This is a genomic window from Catenulispora sp. GAS73 (assembly GCF_041262085.1).
GTDB lineage: Bacteria > Actinomycetota > Actinomycetes > Streptomycetales > Catenulisporaceae > Catenulispora.
Genome location: NZ_JBGCCM010000043.1, coordinates 25,317 through 39,731, shown reverse-complemented (window position 1 = coordinate 39,731; position 14,415 = coordinate 25,317). Strand labels below are relative to the sequence as shown.

Annotated in this window: 12 protein-coding genes and 1 pseudogene; 6 read left to right on the top strand and 7 right to left on the bottom strand. The window is 70.9% G+C overall.

Going from position 1 to position 14,415, the window contains the following annotated elements; translation table 11 throughout:
* Positions 1 to 269: 269 nt before the first annotated feature.
* A pseudogene (locus ABH935_RS42955) lies at positions 270 to 611 on the top strand (hypothetical protein); the annotation flags it as partial.
* 30 nt (positions 612 to 641) lie between these two features.
* Here ABH935_RS42955 and ABH935_RS42950 read toward each other — a convergent pair.
* Positions 642 to 1,829 carry an acetyl-CoA C-acyltransferase gene (locus tag ABH935_RS42950; RefSeq protein WP_370383753.1) on the bottom strand — a complete coding sequence of 396 codons (1,188 nt, stop codon included), beginning with the start codon at positions 1,827 to 1,829 and terminating at the stop codon, positions 642 to 644.
* Positions 1,830 to 1,916: 87 nt separating this feature from the next.
* Here ABH935_RS42950 and ABH935_RS42945 point away from each other — a divergent pair, with 87 nt between their 5' ends.
* A complete protein-coding gene (locus tag ABH935_RS42945) occupies positions 1,917 to 2,387 on the top strand; it encodes a winged helix-turn-helix transcriptional regulator (RefSeq protein ID WP_370383752.1) in 471 nt (156 codons plus the stop codon).
* Positions 2,388 to 2,411: 24 nt separating this feature from the next.
* Here the strand turns inward: ABH935_RS42945 and ABH935_RS42940 are convergent, their stop codons facing one another.
* Together ABH935_RS42940 and ABH935_RS42935 are read right to left on the bottom strand one after the other, a co-directional pair.
* Complete coding sequence (locus tag ABH935_RS42940; RefSeq protein WP_370383751.1) at positions 2,412 to 3,719, bottom strand: hypothetical protein; 1,308 nt, start codon at positions 3,717 to 3,719, stop codon at positions 2,412 to 2,414.
* 78 nt (positions 3,720 to 3,797) lie between these two features.
* On the bottom strand, positions 3,798 to 4,688 hold the full coding sequence (locus ABH935_RS42935) for a TetR/AcrR family transcriptional regulator (RefSeq protein ID WP_370383750.1): 891 nt from the start codon (positions 4,686 to 4,688) through the stop codon (positions 3,798 to 3,800).
* 137 nt (positions 4,689 to 4,825) lie between these two features.
* On the opposite strand from ABH935_RS42935, the gene ABH935_RS42930 reads away from it, so the two are divergent.
* From ABH935_RS42930 to ABH935_RS42920, 3 genes are read left to right on the top strand one after another with little or no spacing between them, the layout of a single operon-like run.
* A complete protein-coding gene (locus tag ABH935_RS42930; RefSeq protein WP_370383749.1) occupies positions 4,826 to 6,094 on the top strand; it encodes an MFS transporter in 1,269 nt (422 codons plus the stop codon).
* A gap of 40 nt (positions 6,095 to 6,134) precedes the next feature.
* Entirely contained in the window at positions 6,135 to 8,585 is a 2,451-nt protein-coding gene (locus tag ABH935_RS42925; protein ID WP_370383748.1) for an alpha-L-rhamnosidase C-terminal domain-containing protein, read from the top strand.
* 12 nt (positions 8,586 to 8,597) lie between these two features.
* On the top strand, positions 8,598 to 9,833 hold the full coding sequence (locus tag ABH935_RS42920; protein WP_370383747.1) for a DUF3089 domain-containing protein: 1,236 nt from the start codon (positions 8,598 to 8,600) through the stop codon (positions 9,831 to 9,833).
* Positions 9,834 to 9,872: 39 nt separating this feature from the next.
* Here ABH935_RS42920 and ABH935_RS42915 read toward each other — a convergent pair whose 3' ends face one another.
* The 4 genes from ABH935_RS42915 to ABH935_RS42900 form a co-directional block, all read right to left on the bottom strand.
* Complete coding sequence (locus tag ABH935_RS42915) at positions 9,873 to 11,030, bottom strand: RNA polymerase sigma factor (protein WP_370383746.1); 1,158 nt, start codon at positions 11,028 to 11,030, stop codon at positions 9,873 to 9,875.
* A 27-nt stretch (positions 11,031 to 11,057) separates the two neighbouring features.
* Entirely contained in the window at positions 11,058 to 11,468 is a 411-nt protein-coding gene (locus ABH935_RS42910; RefSeq protein ID WP_370383745.1) for a YciI family protein, read from the bottom strand.
* Positions 11,465 to 11,962 (bottom strand): VOC family protein, encoded by a 498-nt coding sequence (locus ABH935_RS42905; RefSeq protein ID WP_370383744.1) that lies wholly within the window; start codon positions 11,960 to 11,962, stop codon positions 11,465 to 11,467. The genes ABH935_RS42910 and ABH935_RS42905 overlap by 4 nt, the downstream gene beginning before the upstream one ends.
* Positions 11,963 to 12,080: 118 nt before the next feature.
* Positions 12,081 to 12,914: an SAM-dependent methyltransferase gene (locus ABH935_RS42900; RefSeq protein ID WP_370383743.1), complete on the bottom strand. Its 834-nt coding sequence runs from the start codon at positions 12,912 to 12,914 to the stop codon at positions 12,081 to 12,083.
* A gap of 604 nt (positions 12,915 to 13,518) precedes the next feature.
* Between ABH935_RS42900 and ABH935_RS42895 the strand changes: the two genes are divergently transcribed.
* Positions 13,519 to 13,992 carry a hypothetical protein gene (locus ABH935_RS42895; protein WP_370383742.1) on the top strand — a complete coding sequence of 158 codons (474 nt, stop codon included), beginning with the start codon at positions 13,519 to 13,521 and terminating at the stop codon, positions 13,990 to 13,992.
* Positions 13,993 to 14,415: the final 423 nt, after the last annotated feature.

The following is a 14,415-nucleotide window of genomic DNA, read 5'->3' as shown; positions in this document are numbered from 1 at the left end:
CCCGACCTCGCCCTTTTCAGGGCGGGTGCATACCGTGTCCAGGATCGGACCTGCGCGTTCGGCGGGGCGATAGAGGGAGAACACTGATTTAACGGTTTTGTAGAGTGGTCAGACAACTCGGTGACAAAACCGGCCACGGTAGAAGGGGTCGGCTGCCGCTGCCGACGCGCGGTAGGTTCCGTCCGGTGAGCGAATCAGGGCCCGACGGCCACACCGACCTTTCCCCCGCCGACATCGAAGCCCTCGCGGCGGGTTGGGCACTGCGCCATCCCCAAGCGCTGGCCGCCACGCACCAGACCTGGCTGCGCGACCCGGCAAGCGGGGACTACCTCGTCGACGTGTTCCGCGAGCCGCACGACGGGCACACGTGGATCTGTCGGCACGCCCCGACGATCCGGCTGCCGTATGACGAGATCATCCGCCACACCGCCGAGGGCATCCCGTATCTGACCCCTGAGCTGGTGCTGCTGTTCAAGGCCAAGCACGCGCGGCCCAAGGATCAGCGGGACTTCGAGGGTGTGGTGCCGGAGCTGAGCCCGGCCCAGCGCGAGCGGCTGGCCGGGCTCATCGGTCGGGTGTATCCGGACCACCGCTGGCTCGCGGACCTTTAGCCGCGGGTCAGCGGTAGCGCCTTCGGCTGATCAGAGTGCTTCGACGATCGTCGCGTTCGCCAGCCCGCCGGCCTCGCACATCGTCTGCAAGCCGTACGTCACCCCGCGCCGCCGCATCTCGTGCACCAGCGTGGTCATGATGCGCGCGCCGCTGGCGCCGAGGGGGTGGCCCAGGGCGATGGCGCCGCCGTTGACGTTGACCTTCGCCAGGTCGGCGCCGGTCTCGGCCTGCCAGGCCAGGACCACGGAGGCGAAGGCCTCGTTGACCTCGATCAGGCCCAGGTCGTCCAGCTTCAGGCCGGCCCGGCGCAGGACCTTCTCGGTCGCCGGGATAATGCCGGTGAGCATCATGATCGGGTCGTCGCCGACGACGGCGAAGCTGTGCAGCCGGGCCAGCGGGGTCAGGCCGAGGCGTTCGGCGGTCTCGGCGCTCGCGATGAGCAGGGCGGCGGCGCCGTCGTTGATCGGGCTGCTGTTGCCGGCGGTCACGGACCAGTCGATCTGCGGGAAGCGCTCGGCGTAGTTCGGGTCCTCGAAGGCGGTGCGCAGGCCGGCCAGGACTTCCGAGGTCGTCGTCGGACGCACCGATTCGTCCATGGTCACCAGGCCGGCCTCGGTCGGGACCGGAACGATCTCGTCGGCGAAGCGCCCCGCGGCGTGGGCCGCAGCCGCGCGCCGGTGCGACTCGGCCGAGAACTCGTCGAGCCGCTCCCGGCTCAGGCCCCACTTCGCCGCGATCAGCTCCGCGCTGATCCCCTGCGGGACCAGGCCTTCGGGGTAGCGGGCCGCGACGCCGGGGCCGAACGGGTCCTTGCCGGCCGCGTTCGACCACATCGGCACGCGGCTCATCGACTCCACGCCGCAGGCCACGACCAGGTCGTAGGCCCCGGCGATGACGCCCTGCGCGGCGAAGCTGACGGCCTGCTGCGAGGAACCGCACTGCCGATCCACCGTCACCGCCGGCACCGTCTCCGGCAGACCGGCGGCCAGCCACGCGTTGCGCGTGGTGTTCATCGCCTGCTCGCCGGCCTGGTCGACGCAGCCGCCGATGACGTCCTCGACCAGCGCGGGATCCACGCCGGTCCGCTCCACCAGCGCGCGCAGCGTGTGCGCCAGCAGGTCCACCGGATGCACGCCGGACAGCGCGCCGCCGGGCTTGCCCCTGCCGATCGGAGTGCGGACCGCCCCCACGATCACCGCGTCCCGTGCTGTCGCCATGACCCTGCCCCTCTCTGGCTTTTGTTGACCATAGTTAGAGGATAGATCCTGACTATGGCCGACTCAAGTCAAGGTAAGGTGGGTCACATGGCGATGCAGCTGGAACCCGTCCTGGCCGACCGCGACCGCTGGAAGGCCGAGCACTGCTCGATCGACAAGGCGATCAGCGCGATCGGCACCCGATCGGCGATCCTGCTACTGCGCGAGGCCTACTACGGCACGACGCGCTTCGACGCCTTCGCGCGGCGGGTCGGGGTGACCGAGGCGGTCGCGGCGGCACGGCTGAAGGAGCTGACCGAGCTCGGAGTGCTGGCGAAGCAGCCCTATCGAGAGCCGGGGCAGCGGACCCGGTACGAGTACGTGCTCACGGAGATGGGGCGCGATCTGCTGCCGGTGGTGCTGGGGCTGATGCAGTGGGGCGACAAGTACCTGCAGGACGATGCGGGGCCGCTGAAGGTCGTCGACACGCGCAGCGGCTCGGCCGTGCGGGTGCGGATGCAGAACGCTGACGGGGAGGATGTCGAGATGGAGGACATGGAGCTGGCTGTGCGGCGGTGATTCAGCTCGTCATCAGCCGGCAGCTCATCGCCGACGGTCGGGCCGGGTCTTCCGCGTTCGGGCCTTCGCGCGTTCACGTCGCGCAAGGAGCAGCCCGATCATGATGAGCGTCGTGAAGGGGACGAAGGCGAGCACGTACGCGCCCCAATAGCGGTGTAGATCGAAGATCGTCGTTCTCGGATCGATGTCGCGACTGTTGACGCTGAAGAAGGAGAGCAACAGTCCTGGCGGCACGGCCAGCACTGAGACCACCGCGAACAGGCCGGTCAGCACCCGGTCCTGCCGTTCCCGCACTTCCTGCCCGGCGGCGACCAGGGCCGCGCCGCGGCTCTGGATGACGGTCCCCAACCGCTCGACCATGCGGGCGGTGTTCGCGGCGGCGGTGGCGACTGCGAGTTGGTCGTACAGCGAAGCACGGAACAGCTGCATGAGGTTGTCCGGTATCAGCACGCTGTCGACGTAGGCCTCCACGCCGAAGCTCAGATCGAGCTGGATCTCGCCCATCTCGTCGGCGAGCTGGGTCAGCGTCTCACGCGCCTCCTCGATCGATCCGCCGTGCGACCTGGAATGGTCGTCCAGCGCGCGGTAGGCGCGGATCCGCGCACGGTACAGGACCGCGAACGCCGCGATGACCAGGACGACGACCAGCGTCATCTTGTCCTCCGAGCGCCGGTTCCAGCCGGCGATGACGGAGGCGCCCCGGGTGTGGGCGACCAGCGCGGAGCCGCGGGTGTTCAGGTCCGGCGGGGAGCGGAAGCCCGGCTTCTCAAGCCGGCCGTTGTGCCGGTGGAAGACCGTGTCTTCGATGAGCAGCGCTTGGACAGCCGGGGAAAGCCTGGTCTCGTCCGCGAGGAGCCGCTCGGCGAGCTCGCCTCCGACGAAGATCAGCGTGTGGCCGTAGCCGAGGCGGAAGCCCGCAGGCATCGAGAGCTTGGCGCCGAGCCAGTCGTTGAACGCGGTGCCCGCCACCGCGAGCGAGTCCCTGCTCTCCTGCAGCTGCTCGCGGTAGCCGACGACGTCCGGTACGGAAGGTGATCCGCTGAACCGCGATTCCACGACGACCAGCGGGTCGCCGCGTGGGGTCCGCAACACGGTGACCGTCACCGTGGACAGCAAGCGCCCGAGCCGGCCGCAGAAGTCGCGCGCCGGGACGTCTTCGACCAGGAGCACTCGGGGCAGCAGGCCGAGCGGATCCGTGAGGTAGCGCTGGGATTCTCCGATGTCGAAGATCAGGTCCAGGCCGCCGGTGCCCGCCGACAGCGGCAGCTGCTCGGTCAGGTTGTAGATCGTCACGGCACGGGTGACTGGTGTTTCGTCAGCGCTGTCAGACATGGGAACCCACCTATGAGCTTGGAATCTCACTACGGTGGAGATCTGACGGCACGCTGGTCCGAAGCCATGTCGAGTCGGCTACGAGCCGCTGAGCCGCAGCTCCAGCACCAGCTCGCGCGCATAGGCCTGGACCATCGCGACGAGGTCGATGTCCTGCGGGTCCAGCAGCCACTGCGTGTGCAGGCCGTCGATGAACGCCACGATCTCGACCGACTTCGCGTGCGGATCGACGTCCTGCCGCATCTCCCCGGCGGCCTGCGCGGCGCGGATCATGTCGGCGATCGCATTGCGCAGGCGGCGGTAGCGCTCGGCGAGTTGCCCGTGCGCGGGGTCGTCGGGATCGAGGTTCTCGGCGACCAGCACCGCGAACAGGCGCACCAGGTGTGGGTCGGCCTGATTGCGGCGCGCGAAGGCGGGCATGCCGTCGATCGCGGCGAGCCCGCCGAGCGCGGCCAGGTCCGCGACGATCTCCCGCGACGCCGCATCACGCTGCTCGATGACGGCCTGCAGCAGCGCGGCCTTGGTCGGGAAGTAGTAGAACAGCGCCGGCTCGGTGATACCGATCTGCTGCGCGATCTCCGCGGTCGCCACCCCCCGGTAGCCACGCTGCGCGAACAGGTGCGCGGCGACATCCAGGATCTCGGCCCGACGGCGCGCGCCGCGGGCGGTTTTGCCGGCACGGCCGACTCGCTCGGGACGCTCGGGGCTTAAGGCGGCGCCGCGCTCGGAGGCACCACCAGAGGCACGACCCCTGACTCGCTGGGCATGTGCGCCGCCGCCAACGCGGTCTTCAGAGCCACGCTCGCCGCCCCGCGCCACTCGCCCAGCACGCTCGCCGCCCTGATCGCCGCCAGCCTCTTCGTGCCCGCCGTGCTGCGAGCCCGGGATGCCATCGCGCGTGCCCCCGCCTTGCTCGCCGCGCGCCGAGCCAGGCTCGCCGCCAAGCTCCCCGCGTTCGCCGTCCGTCACGCGCTCATCTCTATCACCACCAGCCGTCAACCCTGCCCGACGGTCCGTCGTGTTTCTTCGGCGTTGCTCTTGCGTCACGGCCCCAGGATAATTTTTACTGAGTCCTAAGTAAATAGAACTCGTCCGGAAGGCCCGCCATGAGCGCTGTCGCCCTCGACGGAAGCTCCACCCCCGCCGCGACCCGGGAGCCCGCCGGCCGGTTCACCGCGCTGTACGTGGCCGCGGTGTTCGGCAACGCGCTGGCCACCATCACCGTCCTGACCTCCTCGCTGGCCACCCGCATCGACCACCTCGACCACGCGCACAAGGACGGCGCGCTCGCGGCGGTGGTCGCGGTGGCCGCCGTGGTCGCGCTGCTGGTGACGCCGGTGTCGGGGCGGCTCACCGACCGGTGCCGTTCGCGGCGCGGCATGCGGCGGCCGTGGATCGCGGGCGGTGTGGGCGTCGGGTTCGCCGGGCTGGTGGTGATGGCGTTCGCGCCGAGCGTGTGGCTGCTGGCCGTCGGGTGGTGCGTCGCGCAGGGCGGATACAACGCCAGTGGCGCGGCGCTGAGCGCGGTGTTGCCGGACCAGTTCCCGACCGACGTGCGCGGCCGGGTCGGGGGCCTGGTCGGGTTGGCCACCGCGGTCGCACCGGTGCTCGGTACCGGGATCGCGGTGCTGTTCCAGCCCTCGCCGGCCGGGATGTTCCTGGTACCCGGCGTCGTCGCGGCGGCCCTCACGCTCCGGCTGGCGCAGCGCCTGCCGGACCGGCATCTGCCGCCCGAGACGGCGTTGCCGCCGCTCACGGCCGCGACCGTCGCACGCAGCTACTGGGTCGACCCGCGCCGGTTCCCGGACTTCGGGTGGGCCTGGCTCAGCAGGTTCCTGATGATCGGCGCCTTCGCCGCGGTCCAGCTGTACATGAAGTACTTCCTGCAGGACGAGCTCCACTACTCCTCAGACACCTCCACCGGCCTGGTCGGCGTCTCGACGGTGGTGATGGTCGCGTTCATGGTCGCCGCCTCGGTGTACTGCGGACGGCTGTCCGACCGGCAGGGACGGCGCAAAATCTTCGTCGGCGTGGCGGCGGCGCTGTTCGGGGTCGGGGCGGTCGTCGCCGCCGGTGCGCCGAACCTGGCCGTGTTCGAGGTCGGACTCGCCGTCGCGGGCGCCGCCCTGGGCACGTATCTCGCCGTCGACCTGGCCCTGGCCGCCGACGTGCTGCCCGACCAGGACGGCGACGCCGGCAAGGACCTCGGCGTGTTCACCACCGCCAGCGCCGTCCCGCAGATCCTGATGCCCGCGCTGGCCCCGCTCGTGCTCGCGATCGGCGGCGGCCACAACTACCGCGCGCTCTACGTGGTCGCGGCGCTGTTCGCGATCGCCGGCGCGCTGGCGGTACGGCCGGTACGTGGCGTGCGCTGAACGTCCCCTCCCTGTGAGCCCCCGCGAGAAAGGCACAACGATGAGCATTCCGGCGACCCAGGCGTGGCGGGGACAGTGGATCTGGACCGCGCAGACCGGCGTGGGGGCCCCGGCTCCCGACAATCCCATGAACGGCGCGCTGGATCCGGAGTACTACGACCGGCGAGTGTTGTTCCGCAGGTCGTTCGAGCTGGCGGAGGTGCCGGACGAGGCGCCGTTCCGGATCACGGCCGACTCGCGGTACGTGCTGTACGTCAACGGCGTGGAGCTCTCGCGCGGGCCGATCCGGCACGGCCTGCGGGAGCTGCGCCACGACCACGGCGACGCGGCCCCTGTCCTGCGCGCCGGACGCAACACGATCGCGGTGTTCGCACGCTTCTACGGCAGCCGCACCGCATGGTGGCTGCCGACGCCGACGACCTTCACGCTCGGCGGCGGCTCGCTGGTCGCGGAATTGCGGGTCGGCCAGGAGTGGATCGCCACCGATGACAGCTGGCTGTGTCAGGAGGCGACAGCCTGGACGCCGTCGCGGCCGCTGACGACGATCTCGCCGCAGATCCCTGAGATATTCGACGCCCGGGAGCTGGATCCCGAATGGGCCTCGCCGGAGTTCGACGACACCGGCTGGGACGCGGCGCGGGTGGTCGCCTCGATCCACGTCGGAGGGACCGGCCGCAGCAGGCCGCCCGCCGATCCTTACGGTGCCGTGCTCGCGCGGCCGATTCCGCAGCTTACGGCCATGCCGCAGCACCCGGAGACAGTGTCGGTGACCGAGCTTGCTGAGGCTGATGCTTCCGCCACCGCCGCCGACGGCCTCGCCGCCGCCCTCCGCGAAACCGGCGAGAACCGCACCGACCCCGGCGCCTGGCGCCCCGGCCTGACCGTCCCGGCCGGCAGCCACCTCCTCGTCGTCGACTTCGGCAAGATCGTCAGCGGCACCGTCCGCTTCGCCCTCACCGCCCCCGCCGGCACTGTCCTGACCGGCGCCCTCGTCGAGACTCCGAAGCCCGCAGCCCTGGCCAGCGCTCAGACCTTCCACTACACCGCCCGCGGCCACGCCGACACCTTCGAGGCCCACGATCCCTCCGGCGGCCGGTACCTGCTCCTGGTGACCGCCAGCCCCCTCGCCCTCGACGACCTCGCCGTCGTCGAGCGCCTGCGCCCGCGCCCCGCCGGACCCTACTTCGCGTGCAACGATCCGCTGCTGAACCGCGTGCACGCCACCGGCCTGCGCACCGTCGACCTCACCGCGCACGATGCCTACATCGACTGCCCCACGCGCGAGCAGCGCGCCTGGACCGGGGACTCGGTCGTGCACCAGTCCGTGGACCTGGTCGCGAACCCGGACTGGAGCCTGGCGCGCTGGCATCCGGTGCTGGCCGCGCGGCCGCGCCCGGACGGCCTGCTGCCGATGGTCGCGGCCGGGGACGCCGCCGACCCCGGCATCGTCAGCATCCCGGACTGGTCGCTGCACTGGATCCGCTCCGTGCACAACCTCTACCGCTACACCGGCGACGGCGAGCTGGTCAGCGCCCTGATGCCGACGGTGGAGAACGTCCTGCGCTGGTTCACCCCCTTCCTCGGCGAGGACGGCCTGCTGCACGACGTCACCGGCTGGGTCCTCCTGGACTGGTCGCCGGTCCCGGCCAGCGCCACCAGCGCGGCGCTGAACGCGCTGTTCGCCCGCGCGCTGGCGGACTTCGCCGAGATGGCCGACTGGCTCGGCGACACCGGCCGGGCCCGCTGGGCCTGGACCCTGCACACCCGCCTGGCGCAGGGCTTCGAGGTGTTCTGGGACGAGGAGCGGTGGGCCTACCGGGACCAGATGATCGACGGCGTCGTGCAGCCCTCGGTCAGCGAGCACACCACCGCGGCGGCGGTCTGCGCCGAGATCGTGCCAACCGAGCGCCACGTCCGGCTGCGCACCTTCCTGCTCGACCGCGCGCCGATGTTCACCCGCTCCCCGGTGGCCGCGCACGGCAGCGACGCCGACGGGGCCCCGGCGGCGGCCGCGATGTTCGCCGCCCCCGTGCCCGACTGGGACACCGAGCACCTGGTCGTCGGCGCGCAGCCGTTCTTCCGCTACGTGGTGCACGACGCGCTCGCGCTGCTCGGCGCGGCCGACCGAGTCCCCGATCTGTGCCGCGACTGGGGCAAGCTCCTGGACGCCGGACCCACGGCTCTGCGCGAGACGTGGGAAGGCGGCAGCGCCTGCCACGGCTGGTCCGCCACCCCCAGCCGCGACCTGCTGGTGTACGTACTCGGCATCACCCCCGCGGAGCCCGGGTACGCCCGGGTCCGCATAGCACCCCGCCTCGGCGACCTCGACTGGGCCCGCGGCTCCGTGCCGACGCCGCACGGTCCGGTCGAAGTACGCGTCGACGACCTGTCGGTCCTCGTGGACTCCCCGGTCCCCGTCGACCTCAGCCTGCGCGACGACCAACCTCCCCTCAGCCTGCCGCCCGGTCGGCGCATGGTCCCGCTCACCTGAAGGAGTTCATGCATGATGCGAACCAGGACGTATCCGGCGCTCGCCGCCGGTCTGCTGCTGGTCTCAGGACTCGTGGCCGCGGTGCCAGCATCGGCCACCTCGGCCGCCTCGGCCGCGTCTCCGCTGGCGGCACCGGTGTGGCTGTGCAATCCGGCGCTGGCTAACGACCCCTGCGGCCCGACCGTGCACTACCCCAGCGGGAAGACAGAGGACGTCGGAGCGGTCGACGAACCCTTCCAGATCCCTGCCGTGCCACCGGTGGACTGCTTCTACGTCTACCCGACGATCGACACGCTGGCGAACCCGCTGCTCCAGGTCGGCTCGCTGCCGCCGACGCCCACCGACGCCGAGACGGCGGTGACGCTGGCCCAGGCCGAGCGCTTCGCCGGCACCTGCCGGATGTTCGTGCCCGTATACCGTCAGGCACCGCTGAGCGAGGTGGCGCTGGGGGTCGTTCTGAAGTCCCCCGCGGACCTGGCCACCGGCGAGATGGACGTGGCGCAGGCCTGGCAGGACTATTGGGCGCACGACAACGTCGACCCGGCCACCGGCCAGCGGCGCGGCGTGATCCTGATCGGGCACTCGCAGGGCAGCGCCGACCTCATCACCCTGATACAGAACCAGATCGACGGGAACCCCGCGATGCAGCGGCAGCTGGTCGGCGCGTACCTGCTCGGCGGGAACGTGCAGGTGCCGGTCGGCAAGGCCGACGGCGGCGGCACCGACGCCGGATCCACGTTCCAGCACATCCCGCTGTGCTCGAACGACACGGCGTTCGGCTGCGTGGTGGCGTACTCCAGCTACAACGAACCGGCCGGCCAGGCGCCGGGCGCGACCGCCGTGTTCGGCCGGGCCACCGGCGCCGGGTACCAGATCGCGTGCACGAACCCGCACGCGCTACTGGCCGGCGCCGCACCCGACAGCCAGCAGCCCCTGGACACTTACCTTCCCTCGCGCCAACTCGTCGACGGCAACGCGCTACTACCCAACGGCAACCTCGCCGTCGTCGCCGCCGGCTACACGCTGCCGGACGTCCCGGCCGGCTTCGCGCACTTCCGCGGCGAGCTGCTCGGGCAGTGCGAGAACCAGGACGGCGCCTCCTGGCTGGAGCTCACCGACCTCGGCGGCTTGTTGCCGACCTCGACACAGACCTCGGACTTGGGGACGCACGTCGTGGACTACAACGTCGCGCTCGGGGATCTGACGACGCTGGCGGCGCGGCAAGCTGCGGCCTGGGCCGCGCAGTAGGCAGATTCCGAAGCTTGGGTGCGGCAGCGGCAGCCACAGCTAGGAGCGCAACAGCTGCCGCACCCGCGCCGCTTCCCGCGTGAGGTGCTCCAGCTCCGGCACGCTGGTGGCGGCGCGCGCCGCCTCGGCGTACAGCTCGGCGGCCGGCGCCAGGTCCCCGGCACGCTCGTGCAGGTACGCTGCCACGGCGGTGCGCCGGGGCACGTCGGCGTCCACGGCGGCCAGCGCCGCCAGGCCCGCCTGCGGCCCGTCGGCCTCGCCGACCGCGACCGCGCGGTTGAGGCGGACCACCGGGCTGTCGGTGAAGGCCAGCAGTTCGTCGTACCACTCCACGATCTGCACCCAGTCCGTCTCAGCGACCTGAGGCGCGTCGGCGTGCAGGGCGGCGATCGCGGCCTGCGCCTGGTACTCGCCGAGCCGGTCCTGGGCCAGCGCGACCTGCAGGATCTCCACGCCTTCGGCGATCAGCGCGGTGTCCCACCCCGAGCGGTCCTGCTCGGCCAGCGGGATCAGCCTGCCGCCGGGGCCGGTGCGGGAGGCGCGGCGCGCGTGGTGCAGCAGCATCAGTGCCAGCAGTCCTGAGACCTCGGGTTCGCCATCGGTCAGGACGACCAGGTGCCGGGTCAGCCGGATCGCCTCGGCCGCCAGGTCGACGTCGCCGCCGTAGCCTTCGTTGAAGACGAGGTAGAGCACGTGCAGGACGGTCGCCAGGTCGCCGGGCTGGTCCAGGGGCAGGCCTTCGATCTTGCGCTTGGCGCGGACGATGCGCTGCGCCATGGTCGCCTCCGGGACCAGGCAGGCCTGGGCGATCTGGCGCGTGGTGAGGCCGCCGACCGCGCGCAGCGTCAGCGCGAGCGCCGCGGCGGCCGGCAGCGTCGGGTGCGCGCACAGGAAGTACAGCCGCAGCGTGTCGTCGGCGCCGGCGACCTCGCCGGCCGGCGGCTCGGCGTCCACGGCCAGCTCGCGGCGCTGCCGCGAGGCCTCGGCGCGCGCGGCGTCGACGAACTTGCGCCAGGCGGCCGTGACCAGCCAGGCCTTCGGGTCCCGCGGCGGGTCCTCCGGCCAGGTCTGCAACGCCCGGATCAGCGCCTCCTGGACGGCGTCCTCCGCCGAGGCGAAGTCCGCCCCGCGCCGAACGAGGACGCCGATCACCGCCGGGACGAGGTCCCGCAGCAGCGAGGCGTCGAGTCCGCTCACTCGGGGCTCACTCGGGCTCACTCGGGCTCACTCGGAGGACTTCGGGGCCTCGGCCCCGAGGAAGGGCCGGACTTCCAGCCACTCGTAGAGCGGCTCGCCGCCGGGGCCGGGAACGGCGGACAGCTCGCCGGCGATCTCGACCGCGCGGTCCCAGGAGTCGACGTCGATGATGTACCAGCCGGCGATCAGGTCCTTGGTCTCGGCGAACGGCCCGTCGGTGACCGGCGGCCGGCCCTGGCCGCCGTGGCGGACGAAGGCGCCGTCGGCGGACAACGCCTGCATGTCGACGAACTCGCCGGACTCGTGCAGCCGGGCGGCGAAGTCGCGCATGAACCGGACGTGGTCGTCGACCTCTTCGGGCGTCCACTGGTCCATCGGCGGGAAGTCGACGGCCGGGGCCGGGCCGCCGCGGTAGTGCTTGAGGAGGAGGTACTTCATGATCGTTTCCCTGAGCCCTTCTGTCCCGCGCTGATGTCCTCGTCCAGCTCGACGATGATGCCCTCCGGGCCGCGCAGGAAGCACATGAGATACGCGTCCTGGTAGTTCTCGACCGTCCCGACGGTGTCGTAGCCCTGGGCCCGCAGGTCGGCGAGGATCCCCTCCAGCCCCTCGACCTCGAAGCAGATGTGGATCAGCCCGAGGCGGTTCGCCGCCGGGGCGTGCGGACCGAGCTCGTCGGGGGCGGCCAGATGCTTGACCAGCTCGATCTGGCTGTGGCCATCTGGTGTACGGACGAAGACCACGTCGGACATCGGGTTCTCAAGCCCGATGATCCGCCCGACCATCTCGCCGCCGACCTTCGCCTCGCCCACCAGCTCCATGCCGAGGCCGTCGAGGAAGAAGCGCTTGGCGGCGTCCATGTCCTCGACGTTGATGCTGACGTGGTCCATGCGCCGGATCTTCCGGACGTTCGTCACGCGGGCGGTCGTCATCGCGGTTCTCCTTCGGTGTCGCGCGGCTCCGTCGGCCGCTTGCACCCCTGGGACGGAGCCGGCCCGGCGTTCTCGACACCGGACCCGACCCACTATCCAAGAACCGCGACGACCGCGCTCAACGCTTGAACCCGACCCCGCCGTCCAGCCAGATCGTCTCCCAGTCCGCGCGCACCTCGCCATCCGGGCGCCACAGCGGCAACTGCACGACGCCGGGCTCGACGACCTCGAAGTCGCCGAACAGCGCCGCTATCTCCTTGTGGTCCCGCACCACGAGCTTCGACTTCGCGTTGTCCCAGCCCTTGCGGGCGGCGGCGGAGACCTCGGGCTGGCCGCCGTCGGTACCGTGCGAGATCACCAGGGCGCTGCCGGGGACCAGGGCGTCGCGGAAGGCCTCCACGATGCCGGCGGCGTCCTCTTCATGCGCGACGAAATGCAGCAGCGCGACCATCAGAACCGCGACCGGCTGATCGAAGTCGAGCAGCTCGCGGACCTGCGGGTGCTCCAGGATGGACTTGGGCTCGCGCACGTCGGCGAGCACCACCGCAGTGTGGTTCTCATCGCCGGCGAGCAGGGCCCGGGAGTGGACGGCAACGATGGGGTCGTAGTCGACGTAGGCGACCCGGGCCTCGGGCCGGATCGCGCGCGCCACCTCGCCGGTGTTGCCCACACCGGGCAGGCCGGTGCCGATGTCCAGGAACTGAGTGATCCCCGCCTCGGCGAGATAGCGGACGGCGCGGCCGAGGAAGGCCCGGTTCTCCAGCACCATGGCCCGAGCCGCGGGCGCGGCCTGCATCGCCACCTCAGCGGCCTCGCGGTCCACCTCGAAGTGATTCTTCCCACCGAGCATGTAGTCGTACATCCGAGCAGGATGAGGCTTGGTCTGGTCGATCTCCGGGGGGAGCCAGTCCGGCAGCAGCGGGCCGGTATCCGGCCCCAGTTCCTCGGTCATGCGGTGTGGCCCTCCCAGATCGGTGGCGGCGGGGGTGGCTTCGGTTACCCGTGCGGCGTCAGATTATCCGATCGTTCGTCGTGACCTGATATTCCTGCCGCACGCCTCCGGACACGAATCGCGGTGGCACCGCGAGCAGCCCCGATGTCCAATTGAGGAGGCGCGAGACGCGTCTTGGAACACACGTTCGAGGAGGAGTGGCTGTGGACATCGTGGTGTTCGGCGCGACCGGCATCCGCGGGACCTAGACGACCCCGGCGACGAGATGCGTTTCTCGATGGAAGCGTTCGGGGCTCAGATGGAGCTCCGGGCGATCCAGAAGCGCAATCGGGACGAAACGCTTTGAGCGCGCAAGGCCGGAGAACCTAAGCGAAGAGCTCCTTACGCAGGATGCGCTCATCGCGAAGTGCGCGCCCGAACGCAATGGCAAGCGCGCCCCGAGGGGCGTCAGCCTACTGTCAGGGCTCGGATTCCACGGAACCTGCGGGCAAAAGCTTACATAGCCGGGCGAACCACAGGAATGGCTCACGGCTGCACATCTAGAGTACGAGGCGTCCCCGCCGCAGCGCACTGTCGGGCCGCTCCAACTATTGGCAAGGCCAAGATGGACCAGATCGTCACCAAGTGGTCCCTCAGCGAATACGGCCGCATCCCGCTGTTCCGCCGCGAGTACGACCCCGGCACCGGGTACGCCGCGCGAATCGCGGAGTTGGAGTCGGACCGTACGCGCCTGCGCGAGGACCGAAGCGCCGGGCTCTACGACCACGCCGACGACGCGAAGTGGTTCCGCGAACACTACGCCCGGGGACGCAGGCCGCAGACAACGCCGAGCGCCGCGAGATCCTGTCGGACTACCAGATTCAGAGTTGTGCTGTTCCCCGCCATCGGCAACCGCCAGCGGGTGTGTGCGCACGGCCTGGACCCAGACACCGCGACCGAGGTCCGCATGCAAGCCGCGGCAGCGGCGGCCGACAGCGCGCCGAGCCTGGTTGCCGGCGCACTGAGCAAAGAGTGGATCGGGCACACCCCCGGACGCAGCCCAGCCGCTCATCGTCGCAGAATCCTGACCGAGCGCTAACGCCGCCCCGGCACGAATGCCGGGGCGGCATAGTTGCGGCGACATTGATAATCGGTGCACCCACAGGGCGCTGACTTGCGATCTTTCACGATCACAATGACATGCGTCCCTCGTGAGATCCTCGACGGTCCGCCTCACCACAGGCGCGAGGTTGTACTCAAGGTTCATACACCGCGACGATCAGCCCATACTATTAAGCTGGCTGGCCCCAGCCCAGTCACGCGGAACATGATCGCCTTCAGACGGCCCCGGCGAGAATGGCGCAATATCCGTTGAAGGTGTCGCCGCCTCCGACGCGTGGGGGTTCGGCGACCGCGGCGTGCCGATCGACGAGCCCGAATACGTGAACGCGGTCCTGGCGGCGCACGGCCTTCCTGCGCTCCCGGTTCCGACTGCGTAACGCGGGCCAGGCAGCGCCCCACC

Bases quoted from the DNA above. Each gene is read 5' to 3' on its own strand.
- ABH935_RS42930 (WP_370383749.1), top strand. From the start codon at position 4,826: ATGAGCGCTGTCGCCCTCGACGGAAGCTCCACCCCCGCCGCGACCCGG.
- ABH935_RS42950 (WP_370383753.1), bottom strand. From the start codon at position 1,829: ATGGCGACAGCACGGGACGCGGTGATCGTGGGGGCGGTCCGCACTCCG.
- ABH935_RS42900 (WP_370383743.1), bottom strand. From the start codon at position 12,914: ATGACCGAGGAACTGGGGCCGGATACCGGCCCGCTGCTGCCGGACTGG.
- ABH935_RS42920 (WP_370383747.1), top strand. From the start codon at position 8,598: ATGATGCGAACCAGGACGTATCCGGCGCTCGCCGCCGGTCTGCTGCTG.
- ABH935_RS42895 (WP_370383742.1), top strand. From the start codon at position 13,519: ATGGACCAGATCGTCACCAAGTGGTCCCTCAGCGAATACGGCCGCATC.
- ABH935_RS42925 (WP_370383748.1), top strand. From the start codon at position 6,135: ATGAGCATTCCGGCGACCCAGGCGTGGCGGGGACAGTGGATCTGGACC.
- ABH935_RS42940 (WP_370383751.1), bottom strand. From the start codon at position 3,719: ATGTCTGACAGCGCTGACGAAACACCAGTCACCCGTGCCGTGACGATC.
- ABH935_RS42910 (WP_370383745.1), bottom strand. From the start codon at position 11,468: ATGAAGTACCTCCTCCTCAAGCACTACCGCGGCGGCCCGGCCCCGGCC.
- ABH935_RS42945 (WP_370383752.1), top strand. From the start codon at position 1,917: ATGGCGATGCAGCTGGAACCCGTCCTGGCCGACCGCGACCGCTGGAAG.
- ABH935_RS42905 (WP_370383744.1), bottom strand. From the start codon at position 11,962: ATGACGACCGCCCGCGTGACGAACGTCCGGAAGATCCGGCGCATGGAC.